This is a genomic window from Paenibacillus sp. 1-8, assembly GCF_056316205.1.
Genome location: NZ_CM149995.1, coordinates 2,359,544 through 2,378,788, shown reverse-complemented (window position 1 = coordinate 2,378,788; position 19,245 = coordinate 2,359,544). Strand labels below are relative to the sequence as shown.

At 48.5% G+C, this 19,245-nt stretch carries 15 protein-coding genes; 3 read left to right on the top strand and 12 right to left on the bottom strand.

What is annotated here, in order from left to right:
* Positions 1–171 precede the first annotated feature (171 nt).
* Positions 172–594, bottom strand: coding sequence for a hypothetical protein (locus AC0WRU_RS11130; protein ID WP_476128318.1), 423 nt, complete (start codon positions 592–594; stop codon positions 172–174).
* 169 nt (positions 595–763) lie between these two features.
* On the opposite strand from AC0WRU_RS11130, the gene AC0WRU_RS11125 reads away from it, so the two are divergent.
* Together AC0WRU_RS11125 and AC0WRU_RS11120 are read left to right on the top strand one after the other, a co-directional pair.
* The gene (locus AC0WRU_RS11125) at positions 764–1,171 is read left to right on the top strand and encodes a CHRD domain-containing protein (RefSeq protein WP_476128317.1); all 408 of its coding nucleotides are present in this window, start codon (positions 764–766) and stop codon (positions 1,169–1,171) included.
* Positions 1,172–1,325: 154 nt separating this feature from the next.
* Positions 1,326–1,550, top strand: a complete 225-nt coding sequence (locus AC0WRU_RS11120) for a hypothetical protein (protein WP_476128316.1) — start codon at positions 1,326–1,328, stop codon at positions 1,548–1,550.
* On the opposite strand, the gene AC0WRU_RS11115 is transcribed toward AC0WRU_RS11120, so the two are convergent.
* From AC0WRU_RS11115 to AC0WRU_RS11070, 10 genes are all read right to left on the bottom strand, one after another.
* Entirely contained in the window at positions 1,547–2,302 is a 756-nt protein-coding gene (locus tag AC0WRU_RS11115; RefSeq protein ID WP_476128315.1) for a LutC/YkgG family protein, read from the bottom strand. The two genes, AC0WRU_RS11120 and AC0WRU_RS11115, sit on opposite strands and share 4 nt — an antisense overlap.
* Complete coding sequence (locus tag AC0WRU_RS11110; RefSeq protein ID WP_476128314.1) at positions 2,295–3,815, bottom strand: LutB/LldF family L-lactate oxidation iron-sulfur protein; 1,521 nt, start codon at positions 3,813–3,815, stop codon at positions 2,295–2,297. The genes AC0WRU_RS11115 and AC0WRU_RS11110 overlap by 8 nt, the downstream gene beginning before the upstream one ends.
* Positions 3,812–4,540: a (Fe-S)-binding protein gene (locus AC0WRU_RS11105; protein ID WP_476128313.1), complete on the bottom strand. Its 729-nt coding sequence runs from the start codon at positions 4,538–4,540 to the stop codon at positions 3,812–3,814. The genes AC0WRU_RS11110 and AC0WRU_RS11105 overlap by 4 nt, the downstream gene beginning before the upstream one ends.
* A 554-nt stretch (positions 4,541–5,094) precedes the next feature.
* The gene (locus AC0WRU_RS11100; protein ID WP_044647135.1) at positions 5,095–5,853 is read right to left on the bottom strand and encodes a DeoR/GlpR family DNA-binding transcription regulator; all 759 of its coding nucleotides are present in this window, start codon (positions 5,851–5,853) and stop codon (positions 5,095–5,097) included.
* Positions 5,854–5,873: 20 nt separating this feature from the next.
* Positions 5,874–7,349 carry a rhamnulokinase gene (gene rhaB, locus AC0WRU_RS11095; RefSeq protein WP_476128311.1) on the bottom strand — a complete coding sequence of 492 codons (1,476 nt, stop codon included), beginning with the start codon at positions 7,347–7,349 and terminating at the stop codon, positions 5,874–5,876.
* Positions 7,346–8,566 carry an L-rhamnose isomerase gene (gene rhaI, locus AC0WRU_RS11090; protein ID WP_476128310.1) on the bottom strand — a complete coding sequence of 407 codons (1,221 nt, stop codon included), beginning with the start codon at positions 8,564–8,566 and terminating at the stop codon, positions 7,346–7,348. Before rhaI ends, rhaB begins: the two co-directional genes overlap by 4 nt.
* Positions 8,567–9,032: 466 nt before the next feature.
* Positions 9,033–11,102 (bottom strand): bifunctional aldolase/short-chain dehydrogenase, encoded by a 2,070-nt coding sequence (locus tag AC0WRU_RS11085; RefSeq protein ID WP_476128309.1) that lies wholly within the window; start codon positions 11,100–11,102, stop codon positions 9,033–9,035.
* Between the two features lie 347 nt (positions 11,103–11,449).
* Positions 11,450–12,091 (bottom strand): acetyltransferase, encoded by a 642-nt coding sequence (locus tag AC0WRU_RS11080; RefSeq protein WP_476128308.1) that lies wholly within the window; start codon positions 12,089–12,091, stop codon positions 11,450–11,452.
* Positions 12,088–13,227: a DegT/DnrJ/EryC1/StrS family aminotransferase gene (locus AC0WRU_RS11075; RefSeq protein WP_476128307.1), complete on the bottom strand. Its 1,140-nt coding sequence runs from the start codon at positions 13,225–13,227 to the stop codon at positions 12,088–12,090. The genes AC0WRU_RS11080 and AC0WRU_RS11075 overlap by 4 nt, the downstream gene beginning before the upstream one ends.
* Positions 13,228–13,269: 42 nt before the next feature.
* The gene (locus AC0WRU_RS11070) at positions 13,270–14,133 is read right to left on the bottom strand and encodes a glycosyltransferase family 2 protein (RefSeq protein ID WP_476128306.1); all 864 of its coding nucleotides are present in this window, start codon (positions 14,131–14,133) and stop codon (positions 13,270–13,272) included.
* 241 nt (positions 14,134–14,374) lie between these two features.
* On the opposite strand from AC0WRU_RS11070, the gene AC0WRU_RS11065 reads away from it, so the two are divergent.
* The gene (locus AC0WRU_RS11065; protein WP_476128305.1) at positions 14,375–15,904 is read left to right on the top strand and encodes a glycosyltransferase; all 1,530 of its coding nucleotides are present in this window, start codon (positions 14,375–14,377) and stop codon (positions 15,902–15,904) included.
* Between the two features lie 234 nt (positions 15,905–16,138).
* On the opposite strand, the gene AC0WRU_RS11060 is transcribed toward AC0WRU_RS11065, so the two are convergent.
* Entirely contained in the window at positions 16,139–18,751 is a 2,613-nt protein-coding gene (locus AC0WRU_RS11060) for a hypothetical protein (protein WP_476128304.1), read from the bottom strand.
* Between the last annotated feature and the right edge of the window lie 494 nt (positions 18,752–19,245).

Here is a 19,245-nt window from a genome sequence, read left to right as displayed (position 1 = left end):
CTGCTTATTCATCCGATCACTCCCTTTCAAATCAATCGCATTCTTAAACATTATAGAATAAATGGGTATATTATGTAAATATCCCAATGTGAATGAGCCCCGCAGATATTCACCTGCGGAGCCTCGTACAGAAGGAACCTTTTTGAAATTTAATTCATTTACAACATTACATTAATCTCCAACCAAAATTCCATCGAAGCTCTCTGGACCTACCCGTATCGTACCCAGCAGGTTCGAAGAAACAAAAGCGGTGTAAACCAACTGTGGCGTAATCGGCGGGTTAAAGTCATCAGCCGAGAACGCGATGACCTGAGGAGCCGTTATACTTAAACTAAACGTAGACGTTGCCGAATAAACGAGAGGATCGGTTGGCAAGGTCCCTCTTACAATGGTGATCGTAATTCCTACTAAAGCGAGTGGCAGTTGAACCGACAGAGTCCCTTTAAGCAGAACCCGTGCCGTGCCTGTAATTCCCAGTGTGTTTAATCCGATCTGTCCAAACAATTGCGGCGTATTCAAAACGGTGATCGGAATGGAAATAGAGTTTGCAAATGAGGCATTTTGAGATGTTCTTCCATCAATAAATGTTCCCATGGTTTTTCCCCCTTTCTCTACCAGATACTCATAGTCTATGAAAAGATGACTTATATGCTTGGACTAAATAACTTGCTAAACACACAACTTTCTCTTTATAGGCGAATGTACAGCCCTTTCCCTGACCCTATGAATACACTAAACCAACACTGGGAAAAGGAGCGATGTAATGTCTAGGTTTAAAGCCACCTTAAGGGGGAGTCATGAAGTACCTCCTGTCAGAACAAATGCCACGGGAAATGCGGAGTTTCATTACCAAAAGGAACGTCGACAATTAAAATTCGAACTTACTGTACGCAACATTTCACGTGTAACCCAAGCGCATATTCATCTGGGTCGCAGAGGTGAAAATGGTCCGATCGTAGCTGTCTTGTTCGGCCCTTCAAAATTTGGGATCACGGTCAAAAGAGGCGTTGTTAGCGGCGTGCTGCGTGCATGTGACCTCGTCGGTCCACTCAGAGGCAGAACCATTTATGATTTAGTTTGCCAAATCAGAGAAGGCAATGCTTACGTTAATGTTCACACCGTTCGGCATCCAGATGGAGCCATTCGCGGACAGATCAGACGTTGCAAGTAACCACCATATGACGAAAATTAAATATGAAAAAGAACTTTCATAGCCACCTTGAAGTGCTTACATGCACCTTTTATGTGGATTGAAAGTTCTTTTTTTTCTATTCCCCGTCAATTCTTAACAAAAGTTAAGAAGTTCATAAGCAAGGAAGCTGCCAGTGAATGAGGAATGGTTGCTCAGCGGTATCCATACGGTGCAGGACGGAATGCGGGCGTTTGCCAAGCTGGATTCGTTAAAGGAACGTCCGCATGCCATCATGAGAACTAACGATTTTGTGGCATGTGGTATTATCTCAGCCGCCCGCAGTAAGGGCTGGAATGTTCCGTACGTTGTATTGGCAGTTGAATGGCCAGTCTACCTGCTAACTCCACCTATAAACTAGCCCATTAACAACGTATAAACGATTCCGGGCCCGTGTACGCCGATAGTCAAATCATTTTCAATATCCGACGAACGGCTGGGTCCAGTAATAAAATGAATCCCTGCGGGCAGTTGCTCGCGCCCGACTTCGTCAAAGCAGCATAAAATCTCGCCCAGCCGTGTTCGCAAGCGCTCCACCGGCAGGATAATGATCAGTACGGTAGGCAGCAGGCTGACCGCACGGCCCTTCTCCGGCGAGGATAGCACCGCCACCGATCCGGTGTAGGCAGCGGCTTCGTCGGCAATCACGATGCCGATATCCGCCTCGGCGGCGCGGGCCTTCCAGTCCTCGACTGGATCGGTGTTCCACACCGATAGACGGACTTCCGGCAGCGCCGATTCCAACCGGAGCGCATCCAGATCCGGCTCATTCTGCCGGACGATATAGGCCGCTCCCAGCTCTCGCGCCTTGCGCGCGATCCAGTCTGCCGTCTGCTCCAGATCCGGCAGACGCACAACATGCCCGCCAACACTGGTAAAGTTGGCGGTAAACTCTTCGATGCGCTGCTCCGAGCTCCATTCGAATTCATGCCAAAATGCAGGTGCACCGCGAAACGGCTGCACGGGCGGCTCCGTCTGTCGCGGACGCTTGAGCTTCGTTGCGATGCCATCCATAAAGCGTACCTGCTTGGCGCGGGATTCCGCTTCCATTTGATGGAGCCACGCTTCATGGGCCACCTTTGTTTGCGCAGAAGGTCTATTCTGTTCACTCATGCTGCCTGCCTCCTTTACTTCTATCCGCCAAAATCTTCTCCATTCGGCTATGGACATCCGATTGCATCACGGTGCGTTCTTGCTCCAACTCATGCTCCAGTGTTTTCCATTGCTGACGGAAGGATTTTTTCGCCAGAGTCGGAGCCACACGGTACGTATTCCAGCCCTTTAACGGGCCAACCTTAAGGGTGATTTCTCCCTTACGGACGACCGCTTTTTGGGCAATCTGCCCAAGCCGAATCGCTGCTGCGAATCGCTTCGAGCTGGAAACCACTGTCGCGAACCCCTTCATCCCCGCCGTTTCCAGCTTATCTCCTTGTCCTGCCTCCACCTTGCGTCTACGCAAATAAACCAGCATATCATGCAGCGGTATTTTGACCGGACAAGCTTCATAGCACGCACCACACAGGCTGGATGCACTCGCAATGTCGTTCCACTCTTCGATGTTGCCATGCAGGGCAGGCGTAAGTACTGCACCGATAGGGCCGCTATATGTCCCACCATACGCATGTCCGCCAATGTGACGGTAAACTGGGCAGGCGTTCAGGCAAGCCCCGCAACGAATACAATTCAGCAGCTCCTGAAACTCAGGATTGCCTAGCTGAAGCGAGCGACCGTTATCTACGATAATGATATGCATTTCCTCCGGCCCATCGGCATCTTGACTGCGTCGTGGGCCTGAAATGCCGGACATATACATCGTCAGCTTCTGTCCGGTAGCGGATCGTGGCAGCAATGTAGCCATAACCTCCAGATCCGTCCATGATGGAATAATCCGTTCCATACCCATCAGCGTAATTTGCGTTTTGGGCAAAGTGGATACCATCCGCGCATTGCCTTCATTTTCAAACAGTACCATGGAACCCGTCTCTGCAATGGCAAAATTACAGCCTGTCATGCCAATATCCGCCTCCAGAAACTTTTCACGCAGCTTCTTGCGGACAAAACCAGCCAAAATCGTCGTATCCGCAGACAATTCCTCCCCCGCTTCTTTCGACAGCAGTTCGGCAATCTGATAGCGGTTTTTGTGAATCGCCGGAATGACGATATGGGATGGGGCCTCTCCTGCAAGCTGAATAATATATTCACCGAGATCACTTTCAATCGTCTCGATATCCACGCCCTCCAGCGCCTGATTCAAATGTAGCTCCTCGGACACCATCGACTTGGATTTAACAACAGACCGAGCCTGATTGTGGGTAGCAATATCCAGCGTAATCCGTACCGCATCTGCTGCTGTATCGGCAAAATGGATATGCACCCCGTTGCCCCGGGCATTGTCCACAAACAAGTTCAAATAATAATCCAGATGAGCAATGGTATGCAACCGAATTTGACGGCCCCGCTCACGCCATTCCTCCCAATTCCCATGCTGCTCTGAAGCCGCCTGCTTGCCGTTACGCAAACGCTCCGTTGTGAAACGAACCGCATTCCGCAGAAAATCGTCGTTCAGGGCCAGCTCGGCGCGTTTTTTGACCTTTTGGCTCATCGAATGTGAATGTACAGCGGTCATGCGTGCTTCACCCCTTCGTACAGCAGCTCAGCCAGATGCATAACCCGAACTGGCTCTTTCCGATACCGGAGATTTCCGGCAATGTTCATTAGGCAGGCCATATCCAGTCCGACCAGTACCTCGGCTTCCGTCTCCCTGATATGGTCCACTTTTTCAGTCACCATCGCTCCCGAAATATCTGGCATTTTCACCGCAAAAGTTCCGCCAAAGCCACAGCAATCCTCGGCAAAAGGAAGCGGCACCAGCTGCAAGCCCTTTACGCTGGCAATTAGCTGCATTGGCTCCTCCTTCACGCCCAACAAACGGGTACCGTGGCAAGACGGATGGTAGGTTACGGTATGCGGAAAAGACGCGCCCACATCGGTCACGCCAAGCACCTGCACCATAAATTGCGTAAACTCATACATCTTTTGCTCCAGTCGCCGCGCTGAGTCCAGCCATTCCGACTCATCCTTGAACAACTCCGGGTAATGATGAATCATATAAGTGCAGGAACCGGAGGGCGATACGACAAAGTCGCTGTCGTCAAACGCTTTCAAAATCGTTTTTGCTGCTGCCCTCGTTTCATCCCAATAGCCGCTGTTATAGGACGGCTGTCCGCAGCATGTCTGCACCTTCGGAAAATCCAGTTGAACACCATATCTGGCAAGCAAATGTGCCATCGCTTCCCCCACCTTGGGATAAATCGCATCACTCAGGCAGGTAATAAATAAAGATACCTTCATACGGAACACCCCTTCCGTCCATGGAATAGCTATACTTTATAACTGAAAAGTTACCTTTGGTGCCACTGCGTAGTCGGATGGTGCTTCCCATCGCCACCGCCCCCGGATTTCTTGAATTAAGCCTTTCATCAGGGTAGAAATCCGGGGACAAAAGCGACCGCTTCGCTTGTACAACACCATTCCGTCTACTTCGTTTTATGTGAATTTTTCGAGTTCAGCTTATTCGAAAAGTAAACGCTTTCTAATTATCTTGATTGTTGTACTTTTTCCTGTTGAGCTGTCTTAGTTAGTCTAACGTCACTATGTTTGAACCGATACCTACTCACTACCAAAAAATCCACTTATGGAGGATACCAGCGGAGCGGTTCATTTGAATCTGGAGAAGCGTCAGCGCTCGCCTAAAAGCTTTCCAAAGGAAAGCTCTCATCGTAAGCATAAGCTTGCTGCGGGATTCTCATCTATACATGTTCTACATCATCAGAGAATCCCGCTACAACAGCGATCGTAAGATCAAATGAAACGCAAAGCGGCCTCCACCTCGGAAACTCCCCGCTTTACACAACCGTAACTGGAATCGACAGCTCTGCCAAATGACTGCGAATGGGGTCCGACAACCGCGAATCCGTAATAATCTCGGACACCTGCGACAGCTTCACGACATGCGTAAACGCCTGCTGCCCAAATTTGCTCGCATCTGCCAGTAAAATCACGCGGTCTGCAATGCTGACCATTTTCTGCTTCAAACGGGCTTGCAGCTCATTCGATTCACTAATGCCCCGATCCAGATGCACTCCCTGACTAGAGAAAAACAGTTTATCCACATAATAGGATTCCAACGAGCGCTCTGCGAGCGGGCCTACAAACGACAGCGAGCGTTGAAGCAACTGCCCTCCCGTCGAAATGACCTCGATTTTTTCCTTACCTGCCAGCTCTGTTGCTACACGGATCGAATTCGTCAATATCGTCAGCGGAATATCCGGCAAAATCGACGCCATATACCAGGCCGTTGTGCTGGCGTCCAGCAAAATACGATCATGCGGCTGAATCTGCTTGACCGCTTCCTCGGCAATCCGGCGCTTTTCCTCTGCGTTCATAATTTCCCGTACCGCATACGGCGTTTCGGGCTGCTCGTTTTTGACGCTAACCGCTCCACCATGTGAACGGCGCAACCGTCCCGCCTGCTCCAGACGGTCCAGATCGCGGCGGATCGTTTCCTCCGTTACTTTGCACAGCTCACTCAACTCCGACACACGTATGCTTCCTTTTTCATTGACGAGCTGTACGATCATCTCATATCTTTCTGCGACCAGCATGGCAATCTCACTCCACATCTTTAATGTACAAAAAGTCCCGCCACCCGCCGGAATCGTCCGTAGGCATCCTCCCACGCTTCCGACTCAGCAGGTTCATACACCTCTACGGAAATAGAATCCGCGATGACCCGGCGTGCTTCCCATATATCGGCGAACTTTCCCTGTGCCATCCATTGTACCGCAAGATTGCCGATTGCGCTTGCTTCGGCGGGTCCAGCCCACACGGGTTTTTGAATCGAGTTGGCCGTCCATTGGCACAACAGCCGATTTTGAATCCCCCCGCCGACCATATGCAACCCGTTAAACCTTTGCCCTGACACCCGTTCCGTAAGCTCCAAAACGTAACGGTACTTCAACGCCAGACTTTCCAAAATACAGCGTGTAACCTCTCCCGGTGTCTCCGGCAAAGGCTGCCCGGTATTACGGCAATATTGGCGTATGCGTGTTTTCATATCCCCGGCATGCAGAAACAGCTCATCGTCCGGGTCGATCCAAGAAGCGAACGCCGGAGCCTGCTCCGCCATGTGTACCAGCTCAGGAAAGGAATAAGAGGTTCCTTGACGCTCCCACTCTCTGCGTGCCTCCTGTAAAATCCACAAGCCCATAATATTTTTAAGCAGCCTGTAGGTCCGGCCTACCCCGCCTTCATTCGTAAAATTAAATCTCAGCGTATCGTCGTTGATCACGGGCTGCGGGGTTTCCGTTCCCATCAGGGACCACGTTCCGCAGCTTAAATATGCAAATGACCGCTCCAACGCAGGCACGGCAGCCACAGCCGATCCCGTATCATGTTCCGCGACCGCAATGACAGGAATCGCTTCGATGCCCAGATCAGTCATGACCGAAGAACGGATCGTACCGGCGGCACTTCCCGGCTCCAGTACCTTTCCAAACCATGAACGGGGAATGCTGATACCAGACAAAAGCTCATCATCCCAGTCCTGCTGCAACGGATTATATAACTGCGTGCTGGTCGCATTGGAAAACTCATTAACCATTTCACCCGTCAGAAAATACCGCAGCAGATCGGGAATCATCAAGAAATGCTCTGCCTGCTCCAGCAACGGCGATCTCGTCTTTCGCATAGCAGCCAACTGATACATCGTATTAAATGTCAAAAACTGAATCCCTGTGCGCTGAAAAATAAACTCCTTGCCTAGTCCTTCCTGGACTTCCTCCATCACCCCGTGGGTATGCCAATCCCGATAATGATATGGGTTACCCAGCAATTCTCCGGTTTCCCCAATCAGTCCAAAATCGACCGCCCAGGAATCAATCGCCAGGCTGGACGGGTTCACTCCCATGTGCTTGGCTTTGAGCAGTCCTTGCTGAACCTCGTGATACAGACGCAACATATCCCAGTGCAGACGTTCCCCGACCTTGACCGGATCATTCGAAAATCGATGGATTTCCTCCACCTCTATACGTGAATCCGTCAATCGTCCGAGCAGAACTCTGCCGCTGCTTGCCCCCAAATCATATGCGAGGATGCTCACCAGCTAGCACCACCCTTGCCTCTTTGCAAAATCTGCGTGCCATAATCAGACGCTAAATAGGCTTTCATCGGATCAGCGGGTAGCCCTTGCTCCTCACGTATTGCCTTGAGCAATGGTGCAACGTCGAACTCAAACGCCTTGCGCACGGCATCCTCCGCACCCAGCACATCCTGACGGCTTGCCGCTTCTTCCACCTCTGCATGATTGATCAGCAATGCCTTCGCATATTGAGTCTGCACATTCAGCACCGAGCGAATCATCGCCGGGATTTTTGGCTCAATATTGTGTGACTGGTCTATCAAATAAGCAATTTTGTCCACCGTATGCCGAATATCCGCATCTACATCCTGAGCCGCATTTAAAATTTGATAAAAAATCAAGAACAGCTCGTACGGATTCGCGGAGCCCACGATCAGATCATCATCCGCATATTTGTAGCTGTTAAAATGAAAACCGCCCAGACGCTTCTCATCAACTAGAAACGCAACAATATGCTCCACATTGGCTCCCGGCAGATGATGCCCTGTATCCACCAGCACCTGTGCCTGCGGTCCCAGCTTGGTCGCGTAATTGTACGCCATGCCCCAGTCGGCAATATCCGTATGATAAAAGGCTGGCTCGAACGCCTTGTATTCAATCAGCATGCGCATATCAGGCGTGAGCGCCTTATACATTTCGCTGAGTGCTTCCAGCATCCAATTTTTCCGCTTACGGATGTCTCCCTGACCGGGATAATTCGTTCCGTCTGCAAACCACAGGCTAAAATCGTTGGAACCTGTTTCCTTCGCAATATCCACGCATTCCAGCAGGTGGTTTGTTGCCTTGCGGCGGATTGCCGGGTCTACATTGGTGACGCTGCCGAGCATGTAATCTTCATCCTGAAACAGATTCGGATTAACCGCCCCAAGACTTAGCCCTAGGCTTTCGGCATGACTGCGAAGCTTGCCGTAATTGTCTACTTTATCCCAGGGTATGTGAATGGCAACGGATGGACATAAGCCTGTCACGGCATGAACCTGTGCTGCATCCTCCAGCTTTTCGAACGGATCACGCGGCACGCCTGTTTTTTGAAAGACTTTGAAACGTGTACCTGAGTCGCCATAGCCCCAGGAAGGCGTTTCTATGCTAAGCGCTTTCAGCTTTGTTTTTACTTGCTCCAGGTCAATACCTCGTTGTTGCTGCTGTTCCTCGAATAAGGCGTACGCTTTGTCACTCATCGTGGTTCCTCCTTGGAAAGTGAAGTGAGTTATGGGGAGGCGCTTCGCGTGCGGATTGTTCTTCCGATCGCTGTTGCAACGGGATTTTTTCATTTTATAACACATGATAAGGTTAAAATCCCGTTGCAAAGGCGAACACTTCGTTTCTTCAGAACAATTCCGCCCGCTCCGCTGCTGACCACCCATAAAGTCACTTCTATTTTAAAATGTTAGTGTGTATATAAAGGATGCGAACACGTAAATAAGTCGTATAACTTATTTACGTGTTTTTAGCTAATTAACAAACCCTTCAGTACTATGGTCATGTGGTCTGGATTAGTTTAATGGATTAGTACATTAAATTAGTTCGGTTTTGATCCTAAGTGTTGAGCCGTTCAAATGGGCTATCGCTTGCTGAGGTTCATTTTAATTCAGTCAGCTCTTGTTTTCATCACGTGTAGCTCTATTGGCTACCTCTCTTGGCTTCCTAGCGTGTAAAGGCTGCGGGGACACCGCCGTCGATGGTGAGCATACAGCCTGTCGTTTTCTCCGCCTTGGATGAGGCGAAAAAGGCAATGCCCTCTGCGATATCCTGTGGATAGATGTTTACCAGCAACGTCGTTCGCTTGCGGTAGTGTTCCTCCAGCTGGTCTGGCTCGATGCCGTAGGCGGCGGCGCGTTCGTTGCGCCAGTTGGAGTTCCAGATGGCGGAGCCTTGCAGAATCGCGTCCGGCAAAATCGTATTTACCCGAATGCCGTATTCGCCGCCTTCTGCGGCAATACAACGGGCGAGGTGCGCTTCCAGCGCCTTGACCGAGCTGTAGGCCGTTACATTTTTACCCGCATAGACCGAATTTTTCGAGCCAACGAACACCATGCTGCCGCCAAGTGTCTGCTCCTTCATCAGCTTGAACGCTTCCCGTGCCACCAAAAAATAACCTGTGCCCAGCACATTTACATTCAAATTCCATTCCTTTAATGATGTTTCATCGAATGGACTGGAGGTAGCCAGCCCCGCATTGTTGACGATGATATCCACACCACCATAGGTCAATGCGGTTTCCGCGTAGGCGGCCTGAATCTGCTCCTCCTGCGTCACATCCATTTTGACTGCAATAGCGCGGTTTTCTCCGTAGTGGTCATTCAGCTCGGCGGCCACCTTTTGCGCGCCTTCCAGATTCAGGTCGGCCAGCACGACGTGTGCCCCTTCATCCACCAGACGGCGTGCGGTTGCACTGCCGATTCCGCCTGCACCGCCTGTAATGAGCGCGATTTTGCGCGAAAATTCCGCTTCTGCCGGAGCAAGCGACAGCTTATACAACTCCAAGGGCCAGTATTCCACGTTATACGATTCATTTTCACTAAGCGAAACAAACTGTCCTAACGCCGTCGCACCCCGCATCACCGCGATAGCGCGATGATACAAAGCGCCACTCACCTGCGCATTACTCCAGCTTTTGCCTGTGTTAATCATACCGATGCCGGGGATTAAAATCACACGCGGCGCGGCCTCAAACATAACGTCTCCCTCATGCCGATTGCGTTCAAAATAAGCTTGGTACTGCTCCTTATAGGCTGCGATACCCTCTACAAGCTTTATTTTTAAACCCTCAACATCCTTCACGTCCGGTGTCCAATCTACAAAAAACGGCACCACCTTGGTATGAACCAGATGATCCGGGCACGCTGCCCCGACCTGTGACAATACAGCAGAATCCTGACCATTTACAAACTCCAGCACGTCCTCTGCATCATCAAAGGTAAGGATCATTTTCTTCTCATCACTGACCGCTCCCCGAACGGATGGCATGACGCTAGACGCAATACTGCGGCGTTCCTCAGGAGTAAGCGCTTTATATTTTACGCCTCCAAACGACTGTTTTTCCTCTTGACGAGCTTTAATATAGCTTTCTGCTGCTTGAATAATTTCGATGGTTTTCGCATAAGCTGCCTCGGAAGTTTCTCCCCATGTAACCAGACCGTGCTTTTCCATCAATACCAATTCTGCTTGCGGATGATCGAGTACACCTTGGGCAATCATCTTGGACAGCTTAAAGCCAGGACGAATATAAGGTACCCATACAAAACGGTCACCGAAAATCTCTTTCGCAATGTCCTTGCCGTTATGCGCACAGCACAAGCTGATAATTGCGTCCGGGTGGGTATGATCCACATGTCTAAAAGGTAAAAAAGCGTGCAATAGTGTCTCAATCGAAGCACGCGGATGCTTGGCATCTATCATACAATTCGCCAGATACGCGACCATATCCTCGTCAGACATATCCTCTCTTTCGAACAAGGGACGGATATCCTCCATACGAAGCCCTGTAAAGTTATGCGCTTTCATCGTAGCTAGATCGGAACCGCTGCCCTTGACGTACATTACTTCTACTTCACGCCCGCGAAAATCCTGTACCGTCGTTTTGGCCGAAGTATTGCCGCCTCCCCAGTTGCACACACTTCTGTCCGTGCCGATAAGGTTAGAGCGATATACGAGCTGTTCCAGCGTGTTTTTTTGCTCAGATGCTTGTGAAGAATTCCACAGACTTTGTACCATAGGAAAAAGACCTCCAAGTTCAGTTTTAGTTTTGAATTACTTTATTACAGTGGTTATTCTTGGTTTATGGAGACTATAACACTTTTGTTTTCATTTGAAAATAATAAATACAAAAATAATCAAAAATAAATTTTAATTTTGAATAACCTGCAAGACGGATACATCGATCTGTGGGGCTACAGGTACTTGCGGTCAGTACGCTGCTGTATAAGCTTTAAAATACAATAAGACCGTGCCGGAATCGGGTTGTGAGAACCTTTTTCGGCACGGCCTTTTGGTAGGTAAATCACTTCATTGCCACGCATATTGCTACGAATCGAATACGCTCTGTTCCAAAGGAAGAAGACTCAGGGAATATCAAGTCGTTTTTTAACGACTGCTGGTACACCTGCAGCCATGGTAAATTCGGGTATATCATCTTTAACAAAGGCCCCACCGCCAATTATAGACCAACAACCGATGTGACGTTTCTCCCGTACCGAGGCTCCAATGCCGATATAGGCTCCCTCATCTATAGTTACATTTCCTGCCAGATTCACACCGGGAGATATGGTTACATAATCTCCAATAACCGCATCATGACTGACGCTAACACTCCGATTGATAATTACATGATGTCCGATCTTAATATTGTCCGACAGGACAGCCCCCTCAAAGATCATGCTTCCCTCTCCAATGGTATTTCTTCGAGACAAACGAACATGGGGGTGTATTAGCGGGGCTGCGATACGAAATCCCGATTGAATTGTATTATAAGCGAATCGCTTCTTTAATGCCGGGTCCCCCACTCCGGCGCATAGGAGCTCTACCTCATGTTTTAACACTTCAATATCAGTCAACGTCCCCAGTACAGGAACGCCATCTACCACCTGACCTTTCGTCTTAGGCCGTTCGTCTAAAAAGCCTACCACTTGAACTCCCAGCTCTTCACATAACCAATTAATCTCCCTGGCATGTCCTCCCGATCCCCAAATGACAATTTTTCTCATCTCCTTTTTTCTCTTCCTACGCTCCGGAGCACTTTTACAATTCTTTGAACGATTGTCTCGTCCAACTCTTCCCACAAGGGTAGGCTGACAATATGTTTTGCAATATACTCGGTAACATCAAGCGTAGAATGGGGATAGCTTCGGAACTGCTTCTGCTGATGGCATGCTGGAGAAAAGTAGGTTCTGGCTTCTATGGAATTAGAGGCTAATAATTCAACAACTTCTTGATTGCTGTGGGAGCCTGGACTAAGGATGGATATAAATTGGTGAACCACTGATCCTTGCAGTTTTTGTATAGACCATCCTCGTTCTAATAAGCCTGCTTGGCGCAGTTCTTGAAGATAATATTGGTAGATTGTCTTTCTATTCCCCCGTACAGCCTTGAATTGATCGAGAGTGGCTAAAGCGATAGCAGCGGTATACTCGGATATCTTACTGTTAAGACCTTGGATGACAGATTCCCTGCTACTGGAAAAACCAAAATTTCCCGCCTGACGAATTCGCTTTATGAGATTCTGATCCACACTATATACTAGGCCACCCTCTCCAATACCGAAAGATTTGGTGGCATGAAAGCTGTATACGACGGCTCCTCCGAAGCCTTTTCCGAAATGTGTGGCTTCCTCCGGAGTTATAGTTCCAAAACTGGCAGCAGCATCAATAACTACCGGAATTCCTTGCTCCAGCAGCTTATTGTATACGGATAAATCAATGGCTGTACCGAAAGTGGCATAAGGAACGATTACCGCAATCTCATCCCCCAGCAGCTTGACTGTCTGCTCTAACTGCTCCCTGTTCATTTGCCAATTCTCCGGTTCAATGTCTAGGAAGTAGGGTTCAAGCCCGCACCACTCAGCAGCAAGTGGAGTGGCAGCAAAAGTAAAGCTTGGCATAACCGCATATTTGCCCTGGGGTCGCTTACTTTGAGAAATTGCCAAAATCAACCCGATGGTAGCGTTATGAACGGTCACTGCTGAACCGGTTCCATCAAACATTTGATTAATGACTTGCTCTTCAAAACGTTTATTTAGGGGACCATAATTGGAGTAAATCCGAGTCTCTTCTATTTTCTCAAAATTAGTAATAAATCGTTCCTTTTTTACTAAATTAGGCCGTAAGAAGGGAATTTCAAACATGATCCAGCCTCCTTCGCACATGGGATAGTAAAGCCAGAATGTTCAGTCTAACGTGGTTAATATCGTTTCAATTCGCTCGACATCTGAAATAAATTGTGGGAGACCCTTTATACGTTCATGATAAGAATGAAGAGCCGTTTTAAACAAATCGGTAGTATCCAAAAATCCGTCATCTCTTGAGGCAATCATAATATCCAACCATTCCGTGAACGCCTTTGGACCAAGTGTTTGATTATTTTGATTAGGATGTATTCGAAAATAGCTTAGCTCTTCAGAAATATAAACGGCTTTTCCTTTGGATAGTAAAGTCAACCAAGAAGCTAAATCATTAAGAAGAGAATACTGTTTTCCTTTATATACTCCAAACCGTTCGATAAGATCTGTTTTTTTAAATAACACTGTCGTGGGTTCACCAATCACATTTAAACACCGGGTTAATGCAACGTTTGCCAACATTTTTCCGTCCATGATTCTAGTTTCATCGTATAGCCTTTTCGTTGCATAGTTCGCTGGGATAAAAGCCCCTGATTCATTCATGGTTTGTCGATAACTGGTAACGAGTGTGATGTTTTCGAAGTTTTCAAAAAAATAGATCATCTTTGCTATTTTTTCTTTATGAAACATGTCGTCATCCATCAAGTAATTGATGTATTCCCCTGATGCTAAGTCGAAACATTTGTGCCAATTTTCAAGAAAAAGATTCTTCTCATTTTTATGATATTGAATTTGGGGAAACGAATCTAAAAAAGGTTCAAGCATCTCTTGTACTTCAGGAGTTGTACTGTCATCACAGATAATGATTTCGATATTCGGGTAAGTTTGTTCCAATGCACTTTCGAGGGCGATTTTTAGTGTATGAGGTCGGTTATATGCAGGAATAACTATACTTACTAATGGATGTTCCAAGTTCCTCCACCTTTCTTTTGCGCTTCTTCTTGAAGTACTAATGAAGGTGCCTCAAGATACACACCTAAAAAGTGATGTATTCATTGGTTTCAACGTGGGTAACCTTTTGCTCACATACACATACATATATATTACTGGAAAATAAAATGATGATTAAAAAATGGAACGGTTTAACCAAAAATCCCGTCTGAATCGACACTTCGCTCTCGTCGGTGTTCAAAACCCGTAAAGGAGAATGATCATGCCACTGGATTTCACTCCACTATTGACAGCTCATATATTTGTATCAAAAAAGATTTTCAAGGAAGATTTAAAGGAATTAATAGAGAAGTTAGAAGAAAATCACATCACAGTGACTTTGTATCAGCCTGATGATCCAATAATAGAAAACAGCGTTCACAAACCGCGAGTCTACGTTTCATTGGGAGAAGAGTGGGGAGAATTTACAACACTAAAATTAATGCCTTTTCACGAAAAAAAACGCTGGTTACACTTCCAATCACCAGACGAAATTCAACCCATACATTTATTTTTCTGCTGGCTCAAAGCAACAGATCCTCTCCCGGAGAATAGGACAATTCCTTCAACTCAATTTTCTTCAGACACTCCTTTAGTATCCGTATTTACTGCCAGTTACAGGTCAAAAGAAAAAATTCAGCGACCTTATCAATCCTTGTTGAAGCAGACTTATCAAAATTGGGAATGGGTAATTGTGGATGACTCCGATGATGAAGATGAGACATATAAGCAATATTTACTCCCTTTAGAGGATCACCGTGTGCGGAGATATCGCCAAGACTCCCGCAATGGCTATATAGGGGCCATCAAAAGATACGCAGCAGGCCTATGTACAGGAGAAATTTTGGTAGAAGTCGATCATGATGATGAGCTAACTCCTGACTGCCTAGAGAAAATCGTTAAGGCATTTCAACAAAACCCTGAATGTGGCTTTGTATATGGGGATTGTACTGAGGTGTATGTGGGGAGCAATCATGCTCATTGGTATGGCTGGGATTGTGGTTTTGGTTACAGTGTTCATTATCGAGTCTGGCTGCATAAAATGAACAGATGGCAAAATGCACAAAAACATACGACTATTAATAGCAAAACCATTCGTCATTTGGTCGGTTTACCCAATCATCCCCGTGCGTGGACGAGAGACTGTTATCATCTGATCGGAGGCCATCGCAATGAACTGCTGGTAGCAGATGATTACGATATGCTGGTTCGGACGTTTCTTTGTACTAACTTTCTATACATCCCCGATTTGTTATATATCCAATATCGTAACGAAAATGGAAATAACACTACATTCCTCAGAAATAAGCAGATTCAGGTTCTTGTAGGGGAACTAAATAGATGCTATTTTCAAAGAATTCAAATGAGATTGAAAGAGCTTGGTTTACCAGAGCAATTGCCTTATCGTCGTATATGGGAGACTTCTACAGATGATCCTGCCCGGAAATCTGCTCACTTTCTTCAAGAAGACACTTCCAGATCGTCAATATTGTTCCCTATTCCCTATTCCAGTCCTGAAAAAGAGAATATCCAATTATTAAAGAGTCTTCAAGAGGGCATTGAAAACAACTTTAAGGAGACAGAAATTGTGGTTGTAGGCCGTGTTCCCAATGAAGTTGAAACCTATGCTTCCAAAGCTCCCATGGGAGCCATACGATGGTGGCCAATGGAGCCAAATGATTCATTAGAAACTTGTATTCAATATGCAAAATTTATTGCGTCCTGTAAAGAAAAGGTGGTTGTATTGCCGTAATTTTCAAGTAGGATGATCAGACATTATTTCTACAGTTAGCGCGTGCCGACACTCCATCGGTGCGCGCTGTTTAAGTTTCCCTTGCGCTGAATTCATTTAATCGTGTGTTGTACGCTTGAGACGTGTACTGGAAACCCCTGCAAGCTAACAGGCGTGAACACCGTGTAACCCGCATAGTTCTTCAATCAAATGGTAAGGTAAGCATTTACGTGTAACTGACCCTTTTTCCTCTTGTTACCACAAGATTTTTTTCGAGTGTTTACTTGAGGGGATAATACCAAAATGGGACTTCGACAAATTTTTTTCAGCGTTCATACGACAAAAAATGACCCAAAGGTTATAAATAACCTTTGGGTCATCTAAATTTACATATACCTTAACCTTAAGGTTAGAGAATGCCTTAAGACCCTTACGGTTATGCAGGTCCTTCCTCACCTTGTGGCCCTTGAGGTCCTTGGTCTCCCTGAGGTCCTTGGTCTCCCTGAGGTCCTTGGTCACCTTGCGGTCCTTGATCACCTTGTGGTCCTTGGTCGCCTTGCGGTCCTTGAACACCTTGAGGTCCTTGGTCACCTTGCGGACCTTGAACGCCTTGAGGTCCTTGAACTCCCTGAGGTCCTTGGTCACCTTGTGGTCCTTGATCACCTTGTGGTCCTTGATCACCTTGTGGTCCTTGAACGCCTTGCGGGCCTTGATCACCTTGAGGGCCTTGGTCTCCTTGAGGGCCTTGGTCTCCTTGTGGTCCTTGGTCGCCTTGCGGGCCTTGATCACCTTGAGGGCCTTGGTCTCCTTGAGGGCCTTGGTCTCCTTGCGGGCCTTGAACGCCTTGTGGTCCTTGGTCGCCTTGCGGGCCTTGGTCGCCTTGTGGTCCTTGGTCTCCCTGAGGTCCTTGAACTCCCTGAGGTCCTTGAACTCCCTGAGGTCCTTGGTCGCCTTGCGGGCCTTGGTCTCCTTGTGGTCCTTGGTCTCCTTGAACGCCTTGTGGTCCTTGGTCTCCCTGAGGTCCTTGGTCGCCTTGTGGTCCTTGGTCGCCTTGTGGTCCTTGGTCGCCTTGTGGTCCTTGGTCGCCTTGTGGTCCTTGGTCTCCTTGTGGTCCTTGGTCTCCTTGAACGCCTTGTGGTCCTTGGTCTCCCTGAGGTCCTTGGTCGCCTTGTACGCCTTGAACACCCTGAGGTCCTTGGTCTCCCTGAGGTCCTTGAACTCCCTGAGGTCCTTGGTCGCCTTGCGGTCCTTGGTCACCCTGAGGTCCTTGGTCGCCTTGATCTCCCTGATCACCTTGAACGCCTTGAGGTCCTTGGTCACCTTGCGGTCCTTGGTCTCCTTGAACACCCTGAGGCCCTTGATCACCTTGCGGGCCTTGATCACCTTGTGGTCCTTGATCACCTTGTGGTCCTTGGTCGCCTTGAGGTCCTTGGTCGCCTTGAGGTCCTTGGTCACCTTGCGGTCCTTGGTCTCCTTGAACACCCTGAGGTCCTTGGTCGCCTTGTGCGCCTTGAACACCCTGAGGTCCTTGGTCACCCTGAGGTCCTTGGTCGCCCTGAGGTCCTTGGTCTCCCTGAGGTCCCTGGTCGCCTTGAGGTCCTTGGTCGCCTTGAGGTCCTTGGTCGCCTTGCGGGCCTTGATCACCCTGAGGTCCCTGGTCGCCTTGCGGACCTTGAACTCCCTGATCACCTTGAACGCCTTGAGGTCCTTGGTCGCCTTGTGGTCCTTGGTCTCCTTGTGGTCCTTGAACTCCCTGATCACCTTGAACGCCTTGTGGTCCTTGAACACCCTGATCACCTTGAACTCCTTGAGGTCCCTGGTCGCCTTGCGGGCCTTGAACTCCCTGAGGTCCTTGGTCGCCTTGAGGCCCTTGATCCCCTTGAGGTCCTTGGTCACCTTGCGGTCCTTGAACACCCTGATCACCTTGAACGCCTTGAGGTCCTTGATCACCTTGTGGTCCTTGATCACCTTGAGGTCCTTGGTCACCTTGCGGTCCTTGATCACCTTGAGGTCCTTGGTCACCTTGCGGTCCTTGATCACCTTGAGGTCCTTGGTCACCTTGTGGTCCTTGGTCACCTTGTGGTCCTTGGTCACCTTGTGGTCCTTGGTCTCCTTGAGGCCCTTGATCACCTTGAGGTCCTTGGTCACCTTGCGGTCCTTGATCACCTTGAGGTCCTTGGTCGCCTTGTGGTCCTTGGTCACCTTGAGGTCCTTGGTCGCCTTGTGGTCCTTGGTCACCTTGTGGTCCTTGGTCGCCTTGTGCTCCTTGATCACCTTGAACGCCTTGAGGTCCTTGGTCACCTTGGACTCCCTGAGGTCCTTGGTCACCCTGAGGTCCTTGGTCGCCTTGTGGTCCTTGGTCACCTTGTGGTCCTTGGTCTCCTTGCGGTCCTTGAACTCCCTGAGGTCCTTGGTCACCTTGGACTCCTTGAACTCCCTGAGGTCCTTGGTCTCCCTGAGGTCCTTGGTCGCCTTGAGGTCCTTGGTCTCCCTGAGGTCCTTGGTCGCCTTGAGGTCCTTGGTCTCCCTGAGGTCCTTGGTCGCCCTGAGGTCCTTGGTCTCCCTGAGGTCCTTGGTCTCCCTGAGGTCCTTGGTCGCCTTGAGGCCCTTGATCACCTTGAGGTCCTTGGTCGCCTTGTGTTCCTTGAACGCCTTGAGGTCCTTGGTCTCCTTGTGCTCCTTGAACTCCTTGAGGTCCTTGGTCGCCTTGTGTTCCTTGAACACCCTGAGGTCCTTGGACGCCTTGTACGCCTTGAACACCTTGTGGCCCTTGTACGCCTTGAGGTCCTTGAACACCCTGAGGTCCTTGTACGCCTTGAGGTCCTTGAACACCCTGAGGTCCTTGTACGCCTTGAGGTCCTTGAACACCCTGAGGTCCTTGGACGCCTTGATCGGTTCCTAAAAGTTCATCAGAAACTAATCGGTGGGCAGGCACCAATTGCCCAAATGCATCTTTACCCCAAACAGAAATTTGAGTCTCATCCTCTGCTGCTCCGCTTGTGGTAAAAACGAATTCAAATGCATTGAAATTTGCAAAATAGTTCCTGGTTACAACCGCATTTGGTCCCACTGGTACTAGTTCTTGCACATATAATGTTCTGCTACCGTTTAAAATAAAACCCTCGATCAAAACAGTAGAAGAATTTACAGAATCTCGGTTATCGATTTTTACCGTGACCAGTTGGGTGGGTCTAACTCCATTAACAGGATCGTTTGCAATGGGTCCAGTTGATAATACTGCCATTAAGATACTCCCTCCTTCCTAGTAAAAGTAAGTCTTTCTTGTGAACAGTGAGATCTTTCTCAATATCCTGTTCCCTCTATTTTATGTCTCAACCATTTGATATGATTGTGGTTTTATC